Source organism: Rhizobium sp. 62_C5_N11_2, from assembly GCF_051811185.1.
GTDB lineage: Bacteria > Pseudomonadota > Alphaproteobacteria > Rhizobiales > Rhizobiaceae > Rhizobium > Rhizobium leguminosarum.
Map to the genome: position 1 here is coordinate 875,243 of NZ_JBPWPW010000002.1, position 22,603 is coordinate 897,845.

Annotated in this window: 18 protein-coding genes and 1 pseudogene; 11 read left to right on the plus strand and 8 right to left on the minus strand. The window is 60.5% G+C overall.

The window, feature by feature from the left end:
- Positions 1–86 precede the first annotated feature (86 nt).
- On the minus strand, positions 87–581 hold the full coding sequence (locus AB8B31_RS27820; RefSeq protein WP_018246009.1) for an Lrp/AsnC family transcriptional regulator: 495 nt from the start codon (positions 579–581) through the stop codon (positions 87–89).
- Positions 582–732: 151 nt separating this feature from the next.
- On the opposite strand from AB8B31_RS27820, the gene AB8B31_RS27825 reads away from it, so the two are divergent.
- Positions 733–939 carry a hypothetical protein gene (locus tag AB8B31_RS27825; protein ID WP_018246008.1) on the plus strand — a complete coding sequence of 69 codons (207 nt, stop codon included), beginning with the start codon at positions 733–735 and terminating at the stop codon, positions 937–939.
- A gap of 28 nt (positions 940–967) precedes the next feature.
- A complete protein-coding gene (gene putA, locus AB8B31_RS27830; protein WP_018246007.1) occupies positions 968–4,675 on the plus strand; it encodes a trifunctional transcriptional regulator/proline dehydrogenase/L-glutamate gamma-semialdehyde dehydrogenase in 3,708 nt (1,235 codons plus the stop codon).
- A gap of 151 nt (positions 4,676–4,826) precedes the next feature.
- Here the strand turns inward: putA and AB8B31_RS27835 are convergent, their stop codons facing one another.
- The 4 genes from AB8B31_RS27835 to AB8B31_RS27850 form a co-directional block, all read right to left on the minus strand.
- Positions 4,827–6,023 carry a mandelate racemase/muconate lactonizing enzyme family protein gene (locus AB8B31_RS27835; RefSeq protein ID WP_018246006.1) on the minus strand — a complete coding sequence of 399 codons (1,197 nt, stop codon included), beginning with the start codon at positions 6,021–6,023 and terminating at the stop codon, positions 4,827–4,829.
- Between the two features lie 17 nt (positions 6,024–6,040).
- On the minus strand, positions 6,041–7,402 hold the full coding sequence (locus AB8B31_RS27840) for a mandelate racemase/muconate lactonizing enzyme family protein (protein ID WP_018246005.1): 1,362 nt from the start codon (positions 7,400–7,402) through the stop codon (positions 6,041–6,043).
- A gap of 68 nt (positions 7,403–7,470) precedes the next feature.
- A complete protein-coding gene (locus tag AB8B31_RS27845) occupies positions 7,471–8,637 on the minus strand; it encodes a mandelate racemase/muconate lactonizing enzyme family protein (RefSeq protein ID WP_018246004.1) in 1,167 nt (388 codons plus the stop codon).
- A 53-nt stretch (positions 8,638–8,690) separates the two neighbouring features.
- Positions 8,691–9,401, minus strand: coding sequence for a GntR family transcriptional regulator (locus AB8B31_RS27850; protein WP_018246003.1), 711 nt, complete (start codon positions 9,399–9,401; stop codon positions 8,691–8,693).
- A gap of 209 nt (positions 9,402–9,610) precedes the next feature.
- Between AB8B31_RS27850 and AB8B31_RS27855 the strand changes: the two genes are divergently transcribed.
- The 7 genes and pseudogenes from AB8B31_RS27855 to AB8B31_RS27885 all read left to right on the plus strand — a co-directional run.
- Positions 9,611–11,089, plus strand: a complete 1,479-nt coding sequence (locus AB8B31_RS27855; RefSeq protein WP_018246002.1) for an ABC transporter substrate-binding protein — start codon at positions 9,611–9,613, stop codon at positions 11,087–11,089.
- Between the two features lie 75 nt (positions 11,090–11,164).
- A complete protein-coding gene (locus AB8B31_RS27860) occupies positions 11,165–12,124 on the plus strand; it encodes a carbohydrate ABC transporter permease (RefSeq protein WP_018246001.1) in 960 nt (319 codons plus the stop codon).
- Positions 12,121–13,011 (plus strand): carbohydrate ABC transporter permease, encoded by an 891-nt coding sequence (locus tag AB8B31_RS27865; protein ID WP_018246000.1) that lies wholly within the window; start codon positions 12,121–12,123, stop codon positions 13,009–13,011. The genes AB8B31_RS27860 and AB8B31_RS27865 overlap by 4 nt, the downstream gene beginning before the upstream one ends.
- Positions 13,012–13,021: 10 nt before the next feature.
- A complete protein-coding gene (locus tag AB8B31_RS27870) occupies positions 13,022–14,119 on the plus strand; it encodes an ABC transporter ATP-binding protein (RefSeq protein WP_018245999.1) in 1,098 nt (365 codons plus the stop codon).
- A gap of 33 nt (positions 14,120–14,152) precedes the next feature.
- Positions 14,153–15,316: a mandelate racemase/muconate lactonizing enzyme family protein gene (locus AB8B31_RS27875; RefSeq protein ID WP_018245998.1), complete on the plus strand. Its 1,164-nt coding sequence runs from the start codon at positions 14,153–14,155 to the stop codon at positions 15,314–15,316.
- 20 nt (positions 15,317–15,336) lie between these two features.
- A complete protein-coding gene (locus tag AB8B31_RS27880) occupies positions 15,337–16,086 on the plus strand; it encodes a ribonuclease activity regulator RraA (protein WP_018245997.1) in 750 nt (249 codons plus the stop codon).
- A 3-nt stretch (positions 16,087–16,089) separates the two neighbouring features.
- Positions 16,090–16,238, plus strand: a pseudogene (locus AB8B31_RS27885) (sugar ABC transporter ATP-binding protein); the annotation flags it as partial.
- Between the two features lie 18 nt (positions 16,239–16,256).
- Here the strand turns inward: AB8B31_RS27885 and AB8B31_RS27890 are convergent.
- On the minus strand, positions 16,257–16,910 hold the full coding sequence (locus AB8B31_RS27890; protein ID WP_164903070.1) for a TetR/AcrR family transcriptional regulator: 654 nt from the start codon (positions 16,908–16,910) through the stop codon (positions 16,257–16,259).
- A gap of 67 nt (positions 16,911–16,977) precedes the next feature.
- On the opposite strand from AB8B31_RS27890, the gene AB8B31_RS27895 reads away from it, so the two are divergent.
- On the plus strand, positions 16,978–18,516 hold the full coding sequence (locus AB8B31_RS27895) for an FAD-dependent oxidoreductase (protein ID WP_018245994.1): 1,539 nt from the start codon (positions 16,978–16,980) through the stop codon (positions 18,514–18,516).
- A 172-nt stretch (positions 18,517–18,688) separates the two neighbouring features.
- Here the strand turns inward: AB8B31_RS27895 and AB8B31_RS27900 are convergent, their stop codons facing one another.
- Entirely contained in the window at positions 18,689–19,870 is a 1,182-nt protein-coding gene (locus tag AB8B31_RS27900; protein ID WP_018245993.1) for an aminotransferase class V-fold PLP-dependent enzyme, read from the minus strand.
- Between the two features lie 344 nt (positions 19,871–20,214).
- A complete protein-coding gene (locus AB8B31_RS27905; protein ID WP_018517818.1) occupies positions 20,215–21,540 on the minus strand; it encodes an NAD(P)/FAD-dependent oxidoreductase in 1,326 nt (441 codons plus the stop codon).
- Positions 21,541–21,775: 235 nt separating this feature from the next.
- Here AB8B31_RS27905 and AB8B31_RS27910 point away from each other — a divergent pair, with 235 nt between their 5' ends.
- Positions 21,776–22,252, plus strand: a complete 477-nt coding sequence (locus tag AB8B31_RS27910) for an Lrp/AsnC family transcriptional regulator (protein ID WP_018445089.1) — start codon at positions 21,776–21,778, stop codon at positions 22,250–22,252.
- Positions 22,253–22,603 lie beyond the last annotated feature (351 nt).

The window sequence follows — 22,603 nt, forward strand, 5'->3', positions numbered from 1 at the left end:
GCGCGACAGCCGATGGCAATGACTATATCGCAGTCCCTCCGGCGGCAACGCACCGGCAGCTCGTCATAGCTTCCTACGGATCACATTCACGAAAAACTCGAACCGGACTTGTCCCAGCCTTCCTTGACCGTCTCCATTGCGACGTTGGTCGAGGTGCTGGCAACGTGGGGCAGGGTCGAGATGCGCTCGCCGAGGACGCGGCGGTAGCGGCCAATATCTCGGGTGCGGATCTTCAGGAGATAGTCGAACCTGCCTGCAATCATATGGCACTCTTCGACTTCCCCGATCTTCTTGATGGCATCGTTGAAGCTTTTCAGCGCATGCTCGCGGGTATCGGAGAGTTTCACCTCGACGAAAGCAATGTGGTCGAGCTGCATTTTCGACGGATTGAGGATGGCCTTGAAGCCTTCGATGTATCCTTCGCTGATCAGCCTTTTGAAGCGGATCTGGCATGGCGTCTTCGACAGTCCGACACGCGTAGCCAGATCGGTGATCGACAGCCTTCCGTCCTCGGCGAGTGCGGCGAGGATTTTTTTATCGAACTGGTCCAATTCACTAAAGATGTCAGTTTCTGTGGCCATTTGAACTCTCGATGACGTATTAATAAGTTCATACGGCCTAGAAACTGTAAAAATCAAGTGAGATCGCGATCTGGGGCTGTGATAGATTGGGCGCCGGGTGAAAGAGCGCTGTGATCGGTATCGGCGTCGACCTCAAAACGGGGGATCATACATGCATGACAACGAAGCGGATGATGACCAAAAACCCGACCTGCTCGTTCACTACCGGCCGGTGGCAATAAGGGCTGTGGCGGCGGCGCTCACCTTCAAGCGCGACAGACCAGATGCGCGCCCGCTGCGCGAGACGGAATATTCCGGCCCGGCCTTCACGGATGATGCGCTCTGGGACGACGAGCCCGCTGTTCCATTTATCCGCTAGACCAAACATCGATTGAATAGGGACTCCCATGTTGAACGCAGCGCCCCCCTCCACGCCCTCCCATGATCCCGTCGACGGCGCGCCGTTCTCCGGCTTTGCCCCACCGATCCGACCGCAATCCGAACTTCGCCGGGCCATCACGGCAGCCTATCGCCGGCCGGAAACCGAATGCCTGCCGCCGCTCGTTGCCGCAGCGCGTGTCTCCGAGGCAAAACGCTATGACATTCGCAGCACGGCCCGCAGCCTGATTGAGGCGTTGCGCGCCAAGCACAAGGGGACCGGTGTCGAAGGGCTGGTGCAGGAATACTCACTCTCCAGCCAGGAAGGCGTGGCGCTGATGTGCCTCGCCGAAGCGCTGTTGCGCATTCCCGATACCGAAACCCGGGACGCGCTGATCCGCGACAAGATCGCCGAGGGCAACTGGACCTCCCATATCGGTGGCGGAAAATCCATGTTCGTCAACGCCGCCACCTGGGGTCTCGTCGTCACCGGCAAGCTGACCTCGACGGTTAACGACCGAAGCCTGTCGGCAGCTCTGACACGGCTGATCGCGCGCGCCGGCGAGCCGGTCATCCGTCGCGGCGTCGATATGGCGATGCGCATGATGGGCGAGCAGTTCGTCACCGGCGAAACGATCGCAGAGGCGCTGAAGCGCGCCCGCCCGCTGGAAGCGCGTGGTTTCCGCTATTCCTACGACATGCTGGGCGAGGCCGCCACGACGGGCGCTGACGCCGAGCGCTATTACCGGGATTACGAAAAGGCGATTCATGCCATCGGCAAGGCGTCGGACGGGCGCGGCATCTATGACGGCCCGGGCATATCGATCAAGCTTTCGGCCCTGCATCCGCGTTACGTGAGGTCGCAGGCCGGCCGGGTGATGAGCGAGCTGCTGCCGAAGGTCAAGGCGCTGGCCGTTCTCGCCAGGACCTATGATATCGGCCTCAATATCGACGCGGAGGAGGCCGATCGGCTGGAGCTTTCACTCGATCTCCTCGAGGAGCTTTGCTTTGCCCCTGAGCTCACCGGATGGAACGGGCTGGGCTTCGTCGTGCAGGCCTATGGCAAGCGCTGCCCCTTCGTCCTCGACTACATCATCGATCTCGCACGCCGTTCCGGGCGCCGGGTCATGGTCCGTCTCGTCAAGGGCGCCTATTGGGATGCGGAGATCAAGCGCGCCCAGCTGGACGGCCTCGACGACTATCCGGTCTATACCCGCAAGATCTACACCGATGTCGCCTACATCGCCTGCGCGCGCAAGCTGCTCGACGCTCCGGATGCGGTCTTCCCGCAATTTGCCACCCATAATGCGCAGACTCTCGCCACGATCTATCGTCTGGCCGGCCCTGATTTCACCGTCGGCAAATACGAGTTCCAGTGCCTGCATGGCATGGGCGAACCTCTCTATGACGAGGTTGTCGGAAAGGAAAAACTCGACCGGCCATGCCGCATTTATGCGCCTGTGGGAACACATGAGACGCTGCTCGCCTATCTGGTTCGACGTCTTCTGGAAAATGGCGCCAATTCCTCCTTCGTGCACCGCATCTCCGATCCGAATGTCTCGGTCGAGGCCCTGATCGCCGATCCCGCCGAAATCGTCGCAGCCATGCCGGTCGTTGGCGCGCCCCACGCGCAGATCGCCTCGCCGAAGGCTCTTTACGGTAACGCCCGGGCCAATTCCGACGGCCTCGATCTCTCGAATGAGGCCACCCTTTCGGATTTGGCAGAGGCGCTCGCCACCACGGCTGCGACCCTATGGCACGCACTTCCCATCCTTGCCGACGGCTCTACAGATGGGGTGACGCGGGAGGTTCTCAATCCTGCCGATCACCGGGATGTTGTCGGCACGGTGACCGAAGTGAAGGTCGAGGAGGCAGCGCGCATCGTTCGCATGGCTGCGGAGCATGCGCCACAATGGGCCGCCGTGCCGCCGGCCGAGCGTGCCGCCTGTCTCGAGCGTGCGGCCGACATCATGCAGGCCCGCATCAAGACGCTGATGGGCATCGTCATGCGCGAAGCCGGCAAATCCGCGGCCAATGCCGTCGGCGAGGTGCGTGAGGCCATCGATTTCCTGCGCTACTACGCCGAACAGGCGCGCAAGACCCTCGGTCCCTCGCATGCGCCCCTCGGCCCGGTCGTCTGCATCAGCCCGTGGAATTTCCCGCTGGCGATTTTCACCGGGCAGGTCGCCGCAGCCTTGGTGGCCGGCAATCCCGTGCTTGCCAAACCGGCCGGCGTCACGCCGATCATCGCTTCGGAAAGCGTGAAGATCCTCCACGAGGCGGGCGTGCCTGTCGGTGCCTTGCAGTTCGTGCCCGGCAGCGGCCGCCTTGGCGCCGGCATGGTCGGGGCGGAGGAAACGGCAGGCGTCATGTTTACCGGGTCGACCGAAGTTGCCCGCATGATCCAGGCGCAGCTGGCGGAACGGCTGTCAGCAGGCGGCAGGCCGATTCCGCTGATCGCCGAAACGGGCGGTCAGAACGGCATGATCGTCGACTCCTCGGCACTGGCCGAGCAGGTGGTGGCCGACGTCATTGCCTCGGCTTTCGATAGCGCCGGTCAGCGCTGCTCGGCGCTCAGAGTTCTCTGCCTTCAGGACGATGTCGCCGACAGGACCCTCAACATGCTGAAGGGCGCCTTCCGCGAACTGACGATCGGCCGTACCGATCGGCTGAGCATCGACGTCGGCCCAGTCATCAATGACAGCGCAAAGACGGAGATCGACCAGCATATCGAGCATATGCGCGGCTTAGGCCGCAAGGTGGATCAGCTGCCGCTGCCCGAAAGTGCCGCGGCGGGGACCTTCGTTCCGCCGACGATTATCGAAATCAAGTCGCTGTCGGACCTGACGAGGGAGGTCTTCGGACCGGTCCTGCACGTCATCCGCTTCAAGCGAAACGGGCTCGACCGTCTGATCGACGACATCAACGCATCGGGTTATGGGCTCACATTCGGGCTTCACACCCGGCTTGATGAAACGATCGCGCATGTGACCAGCCGCATCAAGGCTGGCAACCTCTACGTCAACCGGAACATCATCGGCGCCGTCGTCGGCGTGCAGCCTTTCGGCGGTCGCGGCTTGTCGGGAACAGGTCCGAAGGCCGGCGGTCCGCTCTATATCGGCCGGTTGGTGCAACGCGCTCCGGTGCCGCCGCAGCAGGATTCCGTTCATACGGACCTCGCCCTTCGCGGCTACATTGTCTGGCTCGATAAGAAGGGCCTGCCGGGCGAGGGGGAGGCGGCGCGTGGATATGCGAGCCGTTCGGCGCTCGGGCTCGAACGCGAACTCACCGGTCCGGTCGGGGAGCTCAATCTCTACGCGCTCCATCCCCGCGGCCGTATACTCCTCGTGCCGCAGACGGAAAGCGGGCTTCATCGCCAGATCGCCGCAGCCCTGTCGACCGGTAACCATATCGTCGTGGACGCGGGTTCCCTATCGAAGTCAGTCCTGGCGGATCTTCCCGCGGCTGTCGCCAGCCGGATTTCCTGGACATCGGATTGGGAAAAGGACGGACCGTTCTCGGGTGCCCTCGTCGAAGGGGATCGCGACAGGGTTCTGGCCGTCAATCAGAAGATCGCTCACCTGCCCGGTCCGCTTCTGCTGGTCCAGGCCGCGACGGCCGAGGAATTGGCGAGCGATCCCGAAGCCTATTGCCTGAATTGGCTGCTGGAGGAGGTGTCGACGTCGATCAACACCGCGGCCGCCGGCGGCAATGCAAGCCTCATGGCCATCGGCTGAGTTGCAATACGAGGGCGCAGAAAATGCGCCCTCGAAACTCCAGACGGGAAAGTGGCTCTCTTCCCGGGATTCAATCTCGATACCTCGGCCTATAAGGGCGACGGGCGGCGATCTGGTCGCGACACGGTATTGTTGGCGTGAGGAGGGAGGTTCAGTCGAAGAAGCCCGCATCCTCTTCCCTGAGATATCTCCTGGCCGCTTCGGCGTCGATATCGAGGCCCAGCCCCGGCGCTTCCAGCAGGTCCACCATACTGTCCTTCACGATCTGCGGTGGCAAGCCGACGACCAGATCCTCCCACCAGGGGTCGCTGGCGCTCGGATATTCGAACGCGATGTAATTTGCGGGCAAGGTGGCGCAGACATTGATCAACGCGCCGAGGCCTAGCAGGCCGTTGGCGACCCCGTGCGGTGCCATCAGGATCGAGTGCATGTAGGCGTGCTCGGCGACCCATTTGAGTTCGGCAATACCGCCAATATCGGCTGGATCTGGGCCGATGACGCGCACCGCCTGCGTCTCGATCAGTTCCTTGAAATTGTGCCGCAGGTAGATCTGCTCACCAGTGTGGATTGGCGTGGAGGTGGAGGTTGTCAGTTCCCGATAGGCCTGCGGATTGACCCACGGCACATAGTCGCCAGTCAGCATGTCCTCGAGCCACATCAAATTGTACTTCTCGACCGCGCGAGCGAACTTGATCGCATCGGGCAGCATCCAGCCCGGACCGCAGTCGAGCGCCAGGCTGACTTTGTCGCCCAGCACTTCCTTCATCGCGATCACGCAGTCGAGCATGTGATTGAAACCGCGCTCGCTGATCACGCCCTGATCCATGGCACCGTGATAGCCGGCCTTCTGCGTCACGCCGTAGTGGAAGCCCTCAATGGTGTCCTTCATGTTGGAGTGGAACGAGATTCCTTGCTTGATCATGAAGAAGTTCTGCGGCTGCTCCATCATCCATTTGACGTCAGCGGCGTAATCCTCCGGCCGGTCGCCCGTGCGTTGCCGGCGGATCGAGCCGTTGTAGACGCGCACCTTGTCGCGCACCTTGCCGCCCAGCAGTTTATAGACGGGCACGCCCGCGGCCTTGCCGGCAATATCCCACAGCGCATGCTCGATAGCGCTTACCGCCGCGCCGTACGGCTTGAAAGAGCCGCGTTGACGGATCTTCAGCATGACTCTCTCGACGTCAGTCGGGTCCTCGCCGATCAGCGCCTCGCGGAAATGCAGTACCCAGGGCTTGAGGTAGGATTTGGTGAACTCGACTTCGCCCAAGCCATGGAGGCCTTCGTCGGTTACGATGCGGACGATCGGGTGTTTGCCGATAACGGCGCAGCGGAGATCGGTGATCTTCATCTTCGTTCCTTTTCGCCTCAGCTCCAGGTGCGATCCCAGGAATACTCATCGTCCCAGTGATCCGTGGGCTGCCAGATGCCGGTGACACCCGGCTGCAGATGCTGCGAGATCACCTCGTCGACGACGTCGTCAATCCCCAGGCCCGGCTTGTCCGGAACAGTGATAAAGCCGTCCTTCACGAGCGGCTTGGGAAGGCCGGTGACGATATCGTCCCACCAGTCGACATCGACAGAGTGGTATTCGAGCGCCATGAAGTTTTCAGTCGCGGTCGCCACATGTGCCGCGGCCATTGCGGCGATTGGACTTTCTGCCATGTGGATGGCCATGGCGACACCACGGTCCTGCGCCATATCTCCGATCTTCTTGGTCTCGAGGATGCCCCCGCTGGTGAGCAGGTCTGGGTGGATAACGGAGATGCCGCCGCTCTTGAGCAGAGGCTCGAAGCCTTCCTTGAGGTATATGTCCTCACCGGTGCAGATCGGCACCGTAGTGGCGTCCTGCAGTTGTCGGTACTGCTCAGTGTACTGCCATGGGATCACATCCTCGAGCCAGGCTGGCACGTATTTTTCAATTCGCCTGGCAAGGCGAATGCCGTTCTGCACTGAGATGTGGCCGATGTGGTCTATGGCGAGCGGAATATCCATGCCGATGACCTCACGAACCTCGGCAATGTATTGCTCAAGGAAGTCGAGGCCCTTGTCGGAAAAGTGCAGGCCGGTAAACGGGTGTGGGACGTTATGCAAATCGTACGCAGCGTTGCGGAGGCGCCGCTCTTCAATGGTCTTCAGCGGGCCGCGGCCGGGGTGGTTGCGGTACCCTTCAAGTGAGCCGGCAGGAGACACGACCGCACCGGGCACATCCGCGATCTGCATCAGCCCCAGATCCATCTTGAGGAAGGTGAACCCGAGCTCCATGCGTTGCTTGAGGCGCCTGCCGGTCTCGGTGCCGCTCGGCACGGTGGCGTCGGTGTCGCAGTAGACGCGCACTTTCTCCCGAAACCGGCCGCCGAGCATCTGGTAGATGGGGACGCCATAGGCCTTGCCGGCAAGATCCCACAACGCGATTTCGACGGCCGATACGCCGCCGCCTTGCCGGCCGTGCCCGCCGAACTGCTTGATCCGGCGAAACAGTCGGTCGATGTTGCAAGGGTTCTCGCCAAGCAACCGGCTCTTCAGCATCAGCGCGTAGGTGGCGCTGGCGCCGTCGCGCACCTCGCCAAGCCCGACGATGCCCTGGTTGGTGTAAATCTTGAGCAGCGCTGAAGTGAACGGCGCGCCGACAATTTCGGCTACCCGCATGTCGGTGATCCGAAGGTCGGATGGCTTGGAATGCGTGTTCACCCGATTGAGCGCCTCGTCGGCTCCATCTGCCTCTGGCATGATTTATCCTCGTTCTGGTCGGCGGGGCTCGTCGTCGCGCATGCTGAGGCGGCGCAGAGCGTTGCTAGCTAGTCCAGCTCTATCTCGTGGTTTTGAAGGTAGTCGCGGTTCATCTCAACGCCGAGACCAGCCTTCGGCGTAAGCTTGAGGCTGCCGTTCGAAACATCGAGTGGTCTGTCGATGAGGTGATCGTATTTGCCGAGATTCCACTCCGACGTTTCGAGTTTGTAGAAGTTAGGAACGGTCATCATCACCTGCGCTCCAGCAACCACGTTGATCGGCCCTGCGGCGTCATGCGGCGAGACCGGGATGTAGTAGGCTTCGCATAGGGCCGAAATCTTCTTGAGTTCGGTAATGCCGCCGGTCCAGGTGACATCAGGCATGATGTAGTCAGCGAGCTTGTTTTCGAGCACCGGCACGAAATCCCACTTCGTGTGGCCGCGCTCGCCCCACGAGATAGCGGCACTGACCTTCTCACGGACCTGCTTGAGGGCATTGAGGCTCTCGGGCGGACAAGGCTCCTCGAACCAGTCGATCTGACCGGCTTCCTCGAGGCTCCGGCAGAGGCGAATGGCGGTGGGAACGTCGAAGCGGCCATGCGCATCGATGAGGATGTCGACATTAGAGCCCGCCGTTTCGCGGATCAGAGCCGTGAGTTCGGCGGCTTCGCGCTCATCCTTGCGGGTCATGCTGCCATCGAGGTAGCCGTCCCGCTGCTCGCGGGACTGTCCATCGGCTGTGCGGCCCTGGTGGGGGAAAGGATCGAACTTGAGCGCAGTGTGGCCGGACTCGACGATGTCTCTAATTTCGCGGACCACAGCCTCCTTGCTGGTGAATTTGGCCTGGTTGGGATGGGTGTAGAGCGCGATTTCATCGCGTACCGGTCCGCCCAACAGCTCGTAAATCGGCTTACCAAGAACTTTGCCGCGGATGTCCCAAAGGGCTATGTCGATGGCGCTTACGCATTCGACTGCGGCGCCGCGACTGCCCATATAGGTGAAGCTGCGGAATATCTTGTGCCACAGATACTCAATACGCGCCGGGTCCTCGCCTGTTACAGCGGCACCGATCTGCCGCAGGATCGTGCAGAGTGCGCGATTGGCGAGCCTTGTCGTGGTGGTGATCTCGCCCCAGCCGCTCACCCCCTCGTCGGTCGTCACTTCGACGAACAGAAACTCTCCCCAATAGGAAGCATCGGATCTGATTAGCCACGGCCGAACGCTGGTGATTTTCATCTCAACTGCCTTTACTGACGTGGTCGGGATAACGATATTCCAGACTGCGTATTCTATCCTGCCCGAGCGGCGTTACGCGCACGCATGTGTTCGAGGATGTGCCGGCCGGAACCCTCGACATGGCGTGCAATGAGTTCGGCTGCCTCGTTCGCATTTCCCGCTTTTACATGTGCGATGAGCTCACGATGCTCGCTAAGGATCGCGGCACGCCGGGCGAGCGTGAAGTTGAAGCGCCGGCTCACGGCTCGAAGCACTTCGCGATGCTTCCACCAAAGCTCGGCGGCATGGCGGTTGTAGTGCTTTTGGTACATTACGGTGTGAAAGGCGGTGTCCAACTCGCTATGTCTCAACGTGTCGGCGAAGTCGTTTTCTTCAATCAGGCCTTGGATGCGTTCGAGTTCAGCAATGTCCTCGACGGTGGCCATATTCACGAACCATCGCGTCAGTGCCGGCTCGATCAAGACTCCGATCTCGTAGATGTCCCGAACAAAATCCTGATCTATGGGCCGCACGCGTGCTCCGCGGTTGGGAACGAGGGTGACAAAGCCTTCCCCGCGCAACAGTTGCAGAGCCTCGCGCACCGGGTTGGTTGAGGTGCCGTGGCGCCGGGCGAGATCGGTGACCACAAGCCGCTCGTTGGCAGCCAGCCGCCCTTCGATGATGTCTTCCCTGATCAGTTGATACAGCGAGGCGCCCTCGCTGGAGGCCCCGAGAGCGTCGATCCCTTCGGGGGGCTTTGCTTTAAAATCGCTTGTTTCGGCCAAGGCTGTCCCCAATCAATACACACATTGATCTCGTTATCACGCGAGATTGCTATAAACAATGTACGATTTGTCTAGTTGACAGGCAATTCGCGATCTGAAAATGTATAAAAATATCGAAGGGATACATTGGCTGAAAGCGTCCCGCGGCCGATGAGCAAAGACCGCTCGCCTCGATGCAGAGCGGCATGGGAGAACCTGGAGGATACCTTATGACGAGGATTTCACTCGGCGGTGCCGTCCTGCGCGGCACTGTCTCCACTGCTTTGATGGTATCGCTGATGTCCGCGTCGGCGCTGGGTGCGCCGGTCGACTTGAGCAAGTGGTCGCCGGAATATGTCCGCTCCATTGCCGGCACGCAGGATTTTGACACGGCGGGCGATTGCGCCAAGGTCACGCCGCTCGACTACAAGGGGCGACTGACTTTCTGGTATCAGGGCGTGTTCGAGGGCGACCCCGACCTCCTGCGCCAGTATTACAAGGAGTTCTTCGAGACCTTCCGCAAAACCTATCCAAACATCCAGCTTGAGGAACAAGCCCTCACCTATAACGACCTTCTGGACAAGTTCCGGACCGCGCTCTTGGGTAATGCAGCGCCCATGGCGGTCCGCCTGCAAATCCTGGGTGGCACCGAGTTCGCCTCAAAGGGCTATCTGCAGCCGCTCAAACCCGAGGATGTTGGGTATTCGACCGAGGACTTCTGGCCCGGCGCAATGAAGGCCGTGACCTGGGAGGATGTGACCTACGGCATTCCAACCAACAACGAGACGATGGCGTTCATCTGGAACGCCGACATCTTCAAGCGTGCAGGCCTGGATCCGGACAAGGCTCCGGCAACCTGGGACGACGTCGTCAAGTATTCCAAGCAGATCCACGACAAGCTCGGCATTGCCGGTTACGGCCTCGTGGCTCGCAAGAATGCCGGCAATACGCCGTATCGCTTCATGCCGCAGCTGTGGGCCTATGGCGGAGGCGTCTTCGACGAAGCTACCGCGAGCCCGACCTATAAGCAGGTCGAGCTCAATAGCCCGCAGAGCAAGGCGGCGCTGCAAGCCTCGTACGATATGTATGTTCGCGACAAGTCGGTTCCGGTTTCGGCGCTCACCAACCAGCAGGCCGACAACCAGCCCCTCTTCCTCGGTGGCCAGCTCGGCATGATGATCTCGCACCCGTCCGACTACAACGTTATGCTCGACCTGCAGAAAAAGGCGACGGCTACCGACAAGGACAAGGCGCAGACCGTCATCGACAACATGCGTTACGGCCTGATTCCGACTGGCCCCGACGGCAAGCGTGCTGTCGTGTTTGGCGGCTCGAACATTCACATCCTGAAGCCCGAATATGTCGAGGGCGGCAAGGTAGACGAGCCGGCCGCAAAGGCTATCATCTGCATGTGGACGAGCCCTGAATGGTCGCTGAAGATGGCCTATGCCGGCTCGAACCCGGGAAACCTTAACGGCTTCAAGACCAAATGGATGAAGGAGCGTCTGGAGAACATCAAGTTCCTTGATGTCACGACCTCGATGCTGCCATACGGCATCCCGTTCCCGGCGCTGCCGCAGTCCCCCGAGATCATGAATATCATCGTCCCGGACATGCTGCAGAATGCCCTGACCGGAGCCATGACCGTCGACCAAGCAGCGGACGACGCGGCCAAGAAGGTAAAAGACCTGATGGACGGCGGACTCTAGACCAAGCCTGACCACGATCTGACCGGCTGCGCCAAGAGTGCGGCCGGTTGTTCCGAAGAATAAGGGCACGCCACGGTGACGATCTTGATCGGCAAGGCAGAGGCTAGCCGGAGACTGCAACCCGATAGGTCCGGTGTGCTGCGAAAGATTTGGGAGCATCGCGCCGACTACGCGTACGTGCTCCCTGCGATCGCCGTGATGCTCATCGTCATAGCCTATCCGATTTACTACACGATCGAGCTGTCGTTCTTTAATACGCCGCCTGGCCTGCAGCTCCGGGACAAGATTTTCATCGGCCTCGGCAACTACACCGCCATCCTCACAAGTCCGGTGTTCTGGAAGGTCACCTCGAACACTCTGATCTGGACATTGGGATCCACTTTCATCTCATTTGTCCTGGGGTTTGCCTGCGCCCTGGCGCTTCATCGCGACTTTGTCGGCCGCGGCATCCTGCGGGCGATCCTGATCATTCCCTGGGTCATCAGCGCGGTCGCCGCGTCCTATATCTGGAAGTGGATCTACCATTCAGACTTTGGGATTATCGGCGCGGTGCTGGTCGGCCTCGGATTGGCCGACAGGCCGCCGAATTTCATCGACAGCGTCAGCACAGTGCTGCCCTCCCTGATCGTCGTCAATATCTGGCGGGAGTTTCCGTTTGCCATGATCATGATGATGGCTGGCCTGCAGACGGTTCCCGATCAGTTGCTGCGCGCCGCAAGAGTCGACGGAGCCAATGCATGGCAGCGGTTTTGGCACGTCACCTTCCCGCATTTGAGAAACGTCTCGACGGTGACGATCCTTCTGCTGGCAGTGGCCAACTTCAATTCATTCATCATCCCCTGGATCATGACCGGCGGCGGGCCGTCGAACGCATCGCATATCTGGATCACTCACATCTATGAGCTCGCCTTCGGCCGCCAGCGCTGGGGGGTGGCATCGGCCTATTCGGTGCTGCTGTTCCTGATCCTGATGTCGCTCGGCTACTTCTACGTCCGTGCTCTAAGCGGCAACGAGCGGAAGGATGGGACCGCATGAACACGATTGCCGAGACTGCTCCTCGAGGCCAGGCCCGTCGCCGTATGCGCATCGACGGATGGCGGTGGGGCGGACGCATCTTCCTCGCGTTCATGCTGCTTTACACCGCGTTGCCGATGGTCTGGATGCTGATCACCTCGATCAAGTCCGGCTTCGCGGCCATGCAATTCCCGCCGCAATGGTGGCCTGACCAACCCACCCTTGACAGCTACCAGAAGCTGCTCGATCCGCAAAACAGCGTCGGCCAGGACTTCCTTCGTTTCTTCTGGAACAGCCTTTTCGTCTCCACTGCCACGACCATCCTTTCGGTGATCGTGGCGGTTCCTGCGGCCTACGCGTTTTCGCGCTTCACCTTCCCGGGCCGGAACTTTCTGTTCTTCGCCGTCTTGCTTCGCAATATGTTTCCGGCTGTGATCTTTCTCGTGCCGCTCTTCATCCTGATGCGCGCGATCGGGCTGGTGAACACGCATGGATCGCTCATTCTCACCTACCTCACATTCGGCCTGCCGCTGGCAATCTGGCTCCTCAAGGGCTTCTACGACAACATCCCGGTGCAGCTCGAGCAGGCGGCGCGCATCGACGGAGCGACGCGGTTCCAGGCCTTTGTCCTGATCGTGATGCCGCTCTCGGCGCCAGGAATCATCGCCACGGCGATCTATTCCTTCATCGGCGCGTGGAACGAGTACATCTACGCCTACACGTTCCTCTCCAAGAACGACCAGTTGACACTGCCGGTCGGTATCCAGCGCTTCTTCTCGGAAAATACGACGGACTTTCCGGGCCTGATGGCGGCCAGCTTTATGATGAGCGTGCCCGTCGTGGTCCTGTTCCTCGTCCTGCAACGATACTTCGTACGCGCCCTGACAGAAGGCGCCGTTAAGCACTAGGGAGTTGCCGGTGGCCCACGTGGTCCTCAAAGATCTTGTCAAGACCTATGGCAGCTTCAAAGCTGTCAACGATGTTTCGCTGACGGTCAATGACGGCGAATTCGTTGCGCTCGTCGGCCCTTCAGGCTGCGGCAAAACAACCACGCTCAATCTTGTAGCGGGGCTGATCCCCATCACATCGGGCGACATCGTCATCGGGGACCGGGTGGTCAACGACCTCGACCCCAAGGACCGGGACATCGCAATGGTGTTCCAGAATTACGCGCTCTATCCGCAAAAATCGGTCTATAAAAACCTGGCGTTCCCGCTGCAGATGCGCAAACTGCCAAGGGACGAGATCGACAGGAAGGTCAAGGAAGCAGCGCGAGTGCTCGACATGACGCAACTGCTCGAGCGCAAGCCGCGCGAACTTTCGGGCGGGCAACAGCAGCGTGTGGCCTTGGGCCGCGCCCTCGTTCGAGATCCGGCGGTATTCCTGATGGACGAACCACTCTCCAACCTCGACGCGAAGCTGCGCGTGCAGATGCGGTCGGAGATCAAGCGCTTCCACCAGGACCTCAAGGCAACGATCATCTATGTGACGCACGACCAACTCGAAGCTGTGACCATGGCCGACAGGATGGCGGTGATGAACGGCGGCTACCTGCAGCAATACGATTCACCGGCGCAGGTCTTTGCCCATCCGGTGAACATGTTCGTCGCCAGCTTCATCGGCAGCCCGGCGATGAGCCTTGTTCCGCTGGAGGCATCAACGGCAAGCGGCAATACAGTGTTGACCAGCGCGGAGGGCTGGCGCCTCGAGCTCTCGCCACACAACGCCCAGAAGGTCGCGAGGGCAACCACCAAGAAAGTCGTGCTCGGCGCACGTCACTCGACGATCAAGCTGCATAAGAGTGCGGTGCCAGGAAGCATTCCTGCCAAGGCCTACACGGTGGAGCCGACCGGCGACGTCACCTTCGTACAGGCGTTCCTGTCTGGCGCCATCGTCAACGTCAGCGTGCCGCCGACCATTGCCGTTGCGCCCGACGAGCCGATTTGGCTCGAGTTTGACCAGGAGCGGATGCATCTGTTCGACGGCGAAACAGAAATGGCCCTCAAGGCCAACTGAGACAGAGCCGATGCGTCTGGAACGAGGGTGGGGATGACTACGAAGCTTAAAATCACCGCGATCAAGCCCTATCCAGTATGGGTAGGAACGCGCAACCAGATGCTCGTCAAGGTCGAGACCGACAACGGCATCTTCGGATGGGGCGAGAGCGGCTTGAGCGGTCGCGAGAAGGCCGTGGCCGGCGCGATCGAGCACTATCGCGAGTTTCTCATCGGCCGCGACCCGATGCAGATTGGTCGGATCTGGCAAGAAGTTTATCGCAGCCAATACTTCGAAGGCGGGCGCGTTCTGCAGGCGGCAATTTCCGCCATCGACATTGCCCTTCATGACATCAAGGGCAAGGCGCTGGGGGTGCCGGCCTACGATCTGTTGGGCGGCAAGCAGCGCGACCGCATTCCTACCTTCGCCTCGACCGGTGACGAGGCCGAGGGCGATGTTGCCATCGAACGAGCCCGCGAACTACGCGCACAGGGGTGGCAGACGATCCGCTTCTTTCCCATCGGGCAAAACAGCAAGGACATCTTTGAGCCGCGCGAATCGATCGGCGCTACAGCAAGCATGCTGAACAAGGCGCGCGAGGCGCTGGGCGACGACGTCGTCCTCGGCATCGACTATCATCATCGGCTTTCGGTGGCAGAGGCGGCGAGCTTCTGCAACAAGCTCGGCCGTGGCGTGCTTGATTTCCTCGAGGAGCCGATACGAGACGAGACACCGGAGGCCTACGAATCCCTGCGCACGATGACCGACATCCCGTTTGCCATCGGCGAGGAATTTGCCAGCAAGTGGCAGTTCCTGCCCTACATCGAGCGCGGCATCCATCAGTTCAACCGGCTCGATGTTTGCAATGTTGGCGGGCTCACTGAAGCGATGAAGGTAGCTGGCTGGAGCGAGGCGCACTATGTGGACCTGATGCCGCACAATCCCCTTGGCCCAATCTGCACGGCCGCGACCATCCATCTCGCCGCCGCGGTGCCGAATTTCGCCTGGCTCGAGACCAGGGTGCCCGAAACAAAGCTGGGCTTCGACAATTCCGACTTCTTCCCCGTGCAACCACGGCTCGACGGCCCCGACTATCCGGTCAGCGATCTGCCGGGGCTCGGCGTCGAGGTCAACGAAGAGGCGGTCAAGGCCGAGAGCTTTCGTTTCTGGGAAGCGCCTCACCTGAAGCGCCGCGACGGTTCTGTTACGAACTGGTAGTTCATCCACCGGAGTCTAAAATGACCCATACTCCCGACATTACGCGACCGCCCAAAGAGCTGATCGACGCACTGAAGGAAATCGGCGCCGCGACGGTTGCCGGCACGCTTGGCCACATGGGCTTCCGCAATCCGCACATGGTCGGTCCCGTGCCGCAGAACCGCGGGAAGTCGATTGTCGGGCCGGCGCTGACTCTCCAGTTCATGCCGCAGCGGCCGGACCTCTTCACCGAGGGAGAATATGCCGATCCGGAGACGCAGTTGCACAGGCACGTGCTCTATCACGCGCAGGAGGGCGATGTGGTCGTGGTCGACGCGCGCGGCGACATGAGCTCGGGTGTCTTTGGCGATATGATGTCGACGTATTTTAAAGGCAGAGGCGGCGCTGGCATCGTAATCGACGGGTGCATGCGCGATCGGCCCAATGTCGACAAGCTAGATCTCCCCCTATGGCTGCGTGGCTGGACTCCCAACTACCATGTGCAGACCAGCATCTATCCCAATGCCGTCAACGTTCCGATTGCCTGCGGCGGTGTCACGGTCATCCCCGGAGACATCATCGTCGCCGACGACGACGGGGTGGTGGTGCTTCCAGTCGCAATGGCCTCGAAGGTAATCGAAGAGTCGCAAAAGCATCACGATTGGGAGGAGTTCTCCCGAGTGAAGCTTATGGAGGGCGGGTCGTTACAGCGCTACTATCCGCTGCATGACGATGCCCGCGGAGAGTACGAAGAGTGGCGCAAAACAAACCGCTTGGAGAACCGAAGTTAGCCTAACCTCTTCGAGGGTGGCATCAGCGACGGCGGCTTCCGTATCGACGGCGGTGTTCGCTGCCGTTTCCGCCGCAATTGAGCCAAAGCGCGGCGCGCACTTGCGGCATCCGCCCGGAAGACCTCAACATTGCGGAGACGGGCATTCCGGCCCCACCAGAGGGTGATTGCTCAGGCATAAGGTGTGCCTGCCAGAGCAGCGTTCAGGCCGGTAGTTCCCTTATCTACAGCGGCGAGAAAGACGGCTTTTGCTTCCTCTGTATCTTGCCTCTGCCGAAAGGTCCGGTGAGCCTGGATAAAGCCCACGGTCCACGTCGCCAGGAGAATACCGGCCGCCAGATGGGCATCAGGATCATCAGGTTTTCGGCCGACGCCTTCGGATAGCGCCACCGCGACGACGTGGGCGATCTCGTCGCGAATTGCCCTCGCCCGAGCCTTGAGGGTGTCGCTGGCCTCGATCGTCTCGATGAAGCTTTGGCTCCTAGCAGTAAATCGGAGGTAAGGGCTCTCCTCCGCAACCAGATGATGAGCGAGCAGACGTAACGTCTCGATCGGAGAGACGCTGGGATGGCGCTGCCGCAGAGCTTCGCGCAGCATCTCGCGACCCTCCTCGTCGCGATCGAAGAACATGTCCTCCTTGCGGGGAAAGTGATTGAACACCGTCATCCGTCCGACATCGGCGGCTGCCGCGATCTCATCGACCGTCACATGATCGAAGCCCCGCTCCAGGAAGAGGCGCGTGGCGACGTTGGAGATGCCTTGTCGCGTGGCGAGGCGCTTACGGGATCGCCGGTCCGGTGGCATTGAGTCCGATGGCATTGACATGTTGTCTCTGATTGCGCATTTATTTATGTACTGAGTACATATTGATATCCAGTATATGGAATGTGAGATGGAAAAACAAGTTGATGTTGTTGTTGTGGGCGCAGGACCGGTCGGACTCCTGACCGCCATCGAGCTGACTTTGTCAGGCGTGCGCGTCCTCGTGCTGGAGCGTCTGGCGTCGGCCAGTATGGCCATGAAGGCAATGTCGCTCGGGCCGCTTGGAAGCGAGGCACTCCAGCGTCGTGGGATGGCTGCGGCCATCGCCGCCGCGGAAGCGCAGAGCCTCGCGGCGATGAAGCAGTTCGCCGAGCAGGCCGGGGCGGAGCTGCGTGGCCGGTCGTCCAAATTCAGCGGTCATTTCGCTGGCCTGCCTCTTATCCGAAAGGACGCGCAGAAAGAGCCGGAACGGCGTGCTCACGCAGTGGATCAACCTAGCCTCGAAGCCATGCTGGCCGATCGCGCCCGCGCTCTTGGGATCGAGGTGCGCCGCGCCTTTGACGTTACCGGCTTCGTGCAGCAGGCGGACGGCATTGACGTGGAGTTGAGAGCTCCGACAGGCGCAGGCCAAATCGGCTGCTCCTACCTCGTTGGATGCGACGGCGGGCGTAGCCTCATCCGCAAGATGGCCGGCTTTGAGTTCCCCGGCACAGCCCCAAGCCTGACGTTCTACCAGGCCGTCGCCGAGATCGATCATCCCGAACGCCTGCTGCCGATTGGCTGGAATCGCACATCGGGTGGCGTATTTTCCTACTGGCCCTTCCCCGGTCGACTGTTCATGCTCGACTTCAGCGGTCCGCCTGAAGATCGGCAAGCGCCGGTCACAGCTGAGGAGATCGAAGCCGTACTGCGCCGCATCAGCGGCACGGATGTCCGCGTGAAAGCGCTCGAAAGCGGCAGCCGATGGACTGACAACACCCGGCTTGCCGATAGCTACCGCCGCGGCAGGGTGCTGCTTGCCGGCGATGCGGCGCATGTCCATTCGCCGTTTGGTGGTCAGGGCTTGAGCCTCGGGCTGGTGGATGCTGCAAATCTCGGCTGGAAGCTCGCGGCGGTCATTCGCGGCGACATGCCGGAAAGCCTGCTCGATACCTACACGGCCGAGCGGCGACCCGTCGCCGAAGCCGTTCTAGCCAACACCCGTGCCCAGGTCGCCATCCTGCGGCCCGATCCACAGGCGGGTGCGATGCGGGACATCGTGGCGAACCTCATGCAATTCGACAACGTCAACCGGTTCATCGGCGAGATGATGAGCGGCCTTTCCACCCGCTACGATCTCGGCTCGGAGCTGGACGAGGTCGGGCGGCTGATCGGCGACAGGTCGATTAGCGACGGCGATGCCGCCGTCTCGCTCTATGATCTGATGCAGGATGGCATGGGCGTTCTTCTCGACGCCTCGCCTGAGCGGACGGCGTCCAGGCTCGTTGCAGCCAGCAAGCAGAGGATACGTTGCGTCGCCGTCGATCGGGGCCCCTCGATGCTGATCCGTCCCGACGCTTGCATTGCTTGGATCGGCGAAGAGAACAATACGGACGGATTGGAGGAAACGCTCGGTGGCTGGTTCACGCCAACGCGAGATGATGGGTCTATGCAGCGATCCGGACAGTGATCATTTCTGCCGCAGTTCGAGGTTCGAGTGGGGCTGGCCGAGCCGCATTTTCGGGCAAGATGGCGATCTCGCCGATCCCCGGCACGATATCCCTGGTCTCCTGAGGACGTTATCTTTGCTGGCTGAGAGGTGTCGATGCCGGCGCCTCTATCTTCAGGAACGGGCTTCCGGTTCAAGCCAACGCATTTCTGAGCGCGCTGACGAACATGTCAAGGTCACTCTTCAGCATATATATATGCGGCGAAACCCGCAGACCTTCGACATGCTCGACTTGGCGATATTTCGTGTGGATTTGGTATTTCTCTCGAAGAGTGTTCTCCAGTTTTTTCATGTCGGTGTTGTCGATTGAAAACAGGCATATTGCACCTAGGCTCTCAGTGTCGGTCCGCGTGTGAAGCCTGAAGCCGGGAATGTCGCGAGCCTGACCGACCCAGTGTCGAGTGAGTTCGCGCAGTCGGACGTGCATCCTGTCTGCGCCGATTTCCCGATGGAATTGGATCGCCGGTTTAATTCCGGCCTGAATTGCGGAATTATAGGTACCCAGATTCCAGTGATCGAACTTGTCTATGTTCATTGCGGGTTGGTCGAAGGGCGCCAGCAGAGGCCAAGTTCGGTCGATCTGGCGTCGGTTGACGATCAGCATTCCGTTGCCGACAGGTGCGCCGAGCCATTTGTGAAGGCTCGTGATAAAGAAATCGCAATCCAGTTGCCGAAAACTGACCGGCATTTGAGCGAACGTCTGGGCGCCATCGACTATCGTGATGATGTTGCGCTCCCGCGCGATCCGGCAGAGTCGCTCGATGGGAAGAACGCGTCCATTCCAGTGATACATATGCGTCAGTTGCAGGACGCAAGTCCGGGGCGTCATCGCTTCCACATAGGCATCAATGATATCCTCGTCGCTGTCCATGATATCGAAGGCGCAGTTCACGACCTCGATTCCGTCGCGGTGATGCCGTTGCAGCCATCCGGCACGGACGCTCGGATAGTCCCAGTTCGAGATCAACACCTGGTCGCCCTTGGTCAGCGGTATTCCAAAAATCGCCGCTGAAAGTCCTTCCGAGGAATTCCGGTTGAGCGCAATCTCGTCTGGCGTGCAATCTATCAACTCGGCCAAATCACGCTTGATACCGGGCAGCGCAGCATCGAGGTTGCTCCACATGTTATAGTCAGGATTGCGGCTGATGAAGCGATAGGCGTCAATCGTGGCCTCCTGTACCGCTATCGTTGGCGGGCTGACGGCAGCGTTGTTCAAATTCAGGAGCGGTTCCTGGGCAGGGTATTGGGCGCGGACGCGCTCCCACAATTCCTCGCCCTTGGTTTCGGCCTTCAGATCTGGAGCAAAGAGGTTCATGAAAGCTATTCCTTTTCGGGCAGTTCATTGACCCCTCGATGCTAGGCGGACCGAGCCGGCGTAATCCGCCTATCCTGCATCCCCACGCAGAACTTAATACCGAATGTCGATGATTGCCAAAACGATGCAACACCATGTCGTCACTCTGCGTGCCGCGCCAAAATTTAAGCAGCAATTCAAAGCATTACAGCGCCGACGCTAGAACGTCCGGAAATTCGTTCCCCTATCCGAGGGCCTTTACATGCCGGAAATTTCGCATTCTCGTCCGCTAGGGCGGCGTGTCTTACCTTGAGGACACCGGCTTGCGGCACGCCATGGTCGAATGCCTGCGAGCCATTCCACCTTCAGAAGTCGGCGACTTTGCCCCAGGCCGATCTCTGGAACCGCTCCGGGTGATAAGGCCGGGGATCGACGATCGGCGTGTCACCGGTGGCGATATCGGCGATCAGATGACCGGCGCCGGGACCGATTCCGAAGCCGTGGCCGCTGAAACCGGCGGCGAGAATGAAGCCTGGAACGGTGGTGATCTCACCGATTCCCGGCACCCCATCGGGGGTGCTATCCACATAACCGGCCCAGACGGCACTGACATTTGTGTTCCTCAGGGCAGGCAGGAGTTCAAGCGCGCGCGAATGGGTAAGCCGAATTGTTCTTTGGTCGACCTTCGGATCGAGGATGCGCATTCGTTCCATCGGAGTGGGTGCGTCCAATCGCCATCGCGCCAGGGTTTCGTGCCCAGACCTGAATCCCTCCAATCCGCCTAGCGCGAGGCTTCTCCAACGCCGGACGAACATTGGCAGAAATTGAGGCGCGTAACGGAATTGCTGCGGCGTCAAGTCGACACGCCCGCCACCACTGATCGCCAATGTGTAGCCGCCATCGCCGCGACGCGTAACGGAGACCGCAGATGTGTGCAGCGCGTCCGGCAGGCCGCTTGCTCCTGGGGACACGGAGAGGATCGAGGAGCGCACCGAGGCTTGCGGAAACCGAATGCCGAGCTGGCGGCAGAAGGAGGAGGCCCAGGCGCCGCCGGCAAGGATCGCGATTTTCGTGCGGATCGTGCCATGTTCCGTGACGACGCCCGAGAGCCTGCCGCCTTCGATGTCGATGCCGCGGGCCGCACAGGACTGATGCACCGTGCCGCCGAGTGTCAGAATCGCACGTGCAACGGCCGGCGCAGCACTCGCCGGATCGGCGATGCCGTCGGTCGGTGAAAACACCCCGCCCTTCCATGAGGCGCCGGTGGCACGCCCGCGTTCGGTCGCTTCGGCGCTGCTCAGCATGTGCGTCGTGACGCCGACCGAGCGGGCGAAATCGCGCCAGCGTGCCCAGCCGGACAGTTCATCGTCGCTATTGCTGAGATAGAAGAGACCGCAGCGACGGAAGCCCGTATCCTCACCGGTCTCAGTGGCGAAGCGCTCCCACAAATCGAGGCTCTTCGTCGACATCGGCAGTTCGCGGGCGTCGCGGTTCTGCTGGCGGCACCAGCCCCAGTTGCGGCTCGATTGTTCGGCGCCGATGAGGCCCTTCTCGACGAGGGCGACCTTCAATCCGCGCCGGGTGAGATAATAGGCCGCAAAAACGCCGACGATGCCGCCGCCGATTACCACCACATCGGCGGTGGAAGGAAGTTCCGGCGTGGTGGCGACGCGATTGAGCGGTGCGGGCATGGGACAGTCTCCGTTTCAGGCGTAGTCTAGCGGATCCAAAGCTACGGCTTTGCTGGAGATCGGTTGGTGACAGCAGAAGATTCCGTCTTGGCAGGATGCCAGCAGCGGTTTGTGCTTCGGCCTGTCCCGCAACGCGGTCGACACGTCTGACTTATGTGTTAAGGTCGATGTCGGGAATACGGCAGCATAATCTGCTGCGTCATTGGCGATCTCGAGCAAGTGAGGGCCGTGTGAGATGAAACTCGACCGGATCGACGTAAAAATTCTCTACGAACTGCAGAAGAATGGCCGCGTCACCAATGTGGAGCTCGCCGAACTGGTCAATCTGTCGCCTAGCCCCTGCTTGATGCGGGTGAAGAAGCTGCAGTCGGAAGGCTATATCGAAGGCTATTCGGCCCAGATCAACGTCAGCAAACTCGGGCAGACGCTGACGGTGTTTACCGAGATCACCCTGAAGAACCACCGGCAAATCGACTTCGCCCGCTTCCTGGCGGCGATCGAGAAGGTCGATCAGGTGATCGAATGTCATCTGGTTTCGGGCGGCTACGATTATCTGCTGAAATTCGTCACCGCCGGCATCGACGAATATCAGACGATCATGGAGCGGCTTACCGACCTGGACGTCGGTATCGATAAGTATTTCAGCTTCGTCGTCCTGAAATCGCCGATCGTCAAAGCCCACATGCCGCTTACCACCTTGTTTCCGCTTTAGCCGGCGAGAAGGACCGCGGCCGGGCCCCGCTCCTGATCCGCAAACTCCCCTTGGCCGAGCGTCCCAACGCAATCTCTCAGGGTTCCAGACCGACCTCACCCGTTGCATCTCTCCGATCTAATCGGTCCTGCGCAGATGCCGATTCTCTGTCGCAGGTTGTTCTCCCTATAATTAAAGCTTCATACTGGTTGGAAGGACTTGCGACAGAATTTCGGGCTTTCTTTCCGAAGCCATATTCGCTGCCACTTGCAGATCTTGTGCCGTGGAGCCCAGGCTTTTCAACATGACCTGCCCGGGTGCGCGCCGGGTCTGGCAAGCGTCTTGCTTGTGGTTTCGAGGAGGGCAGCGCGG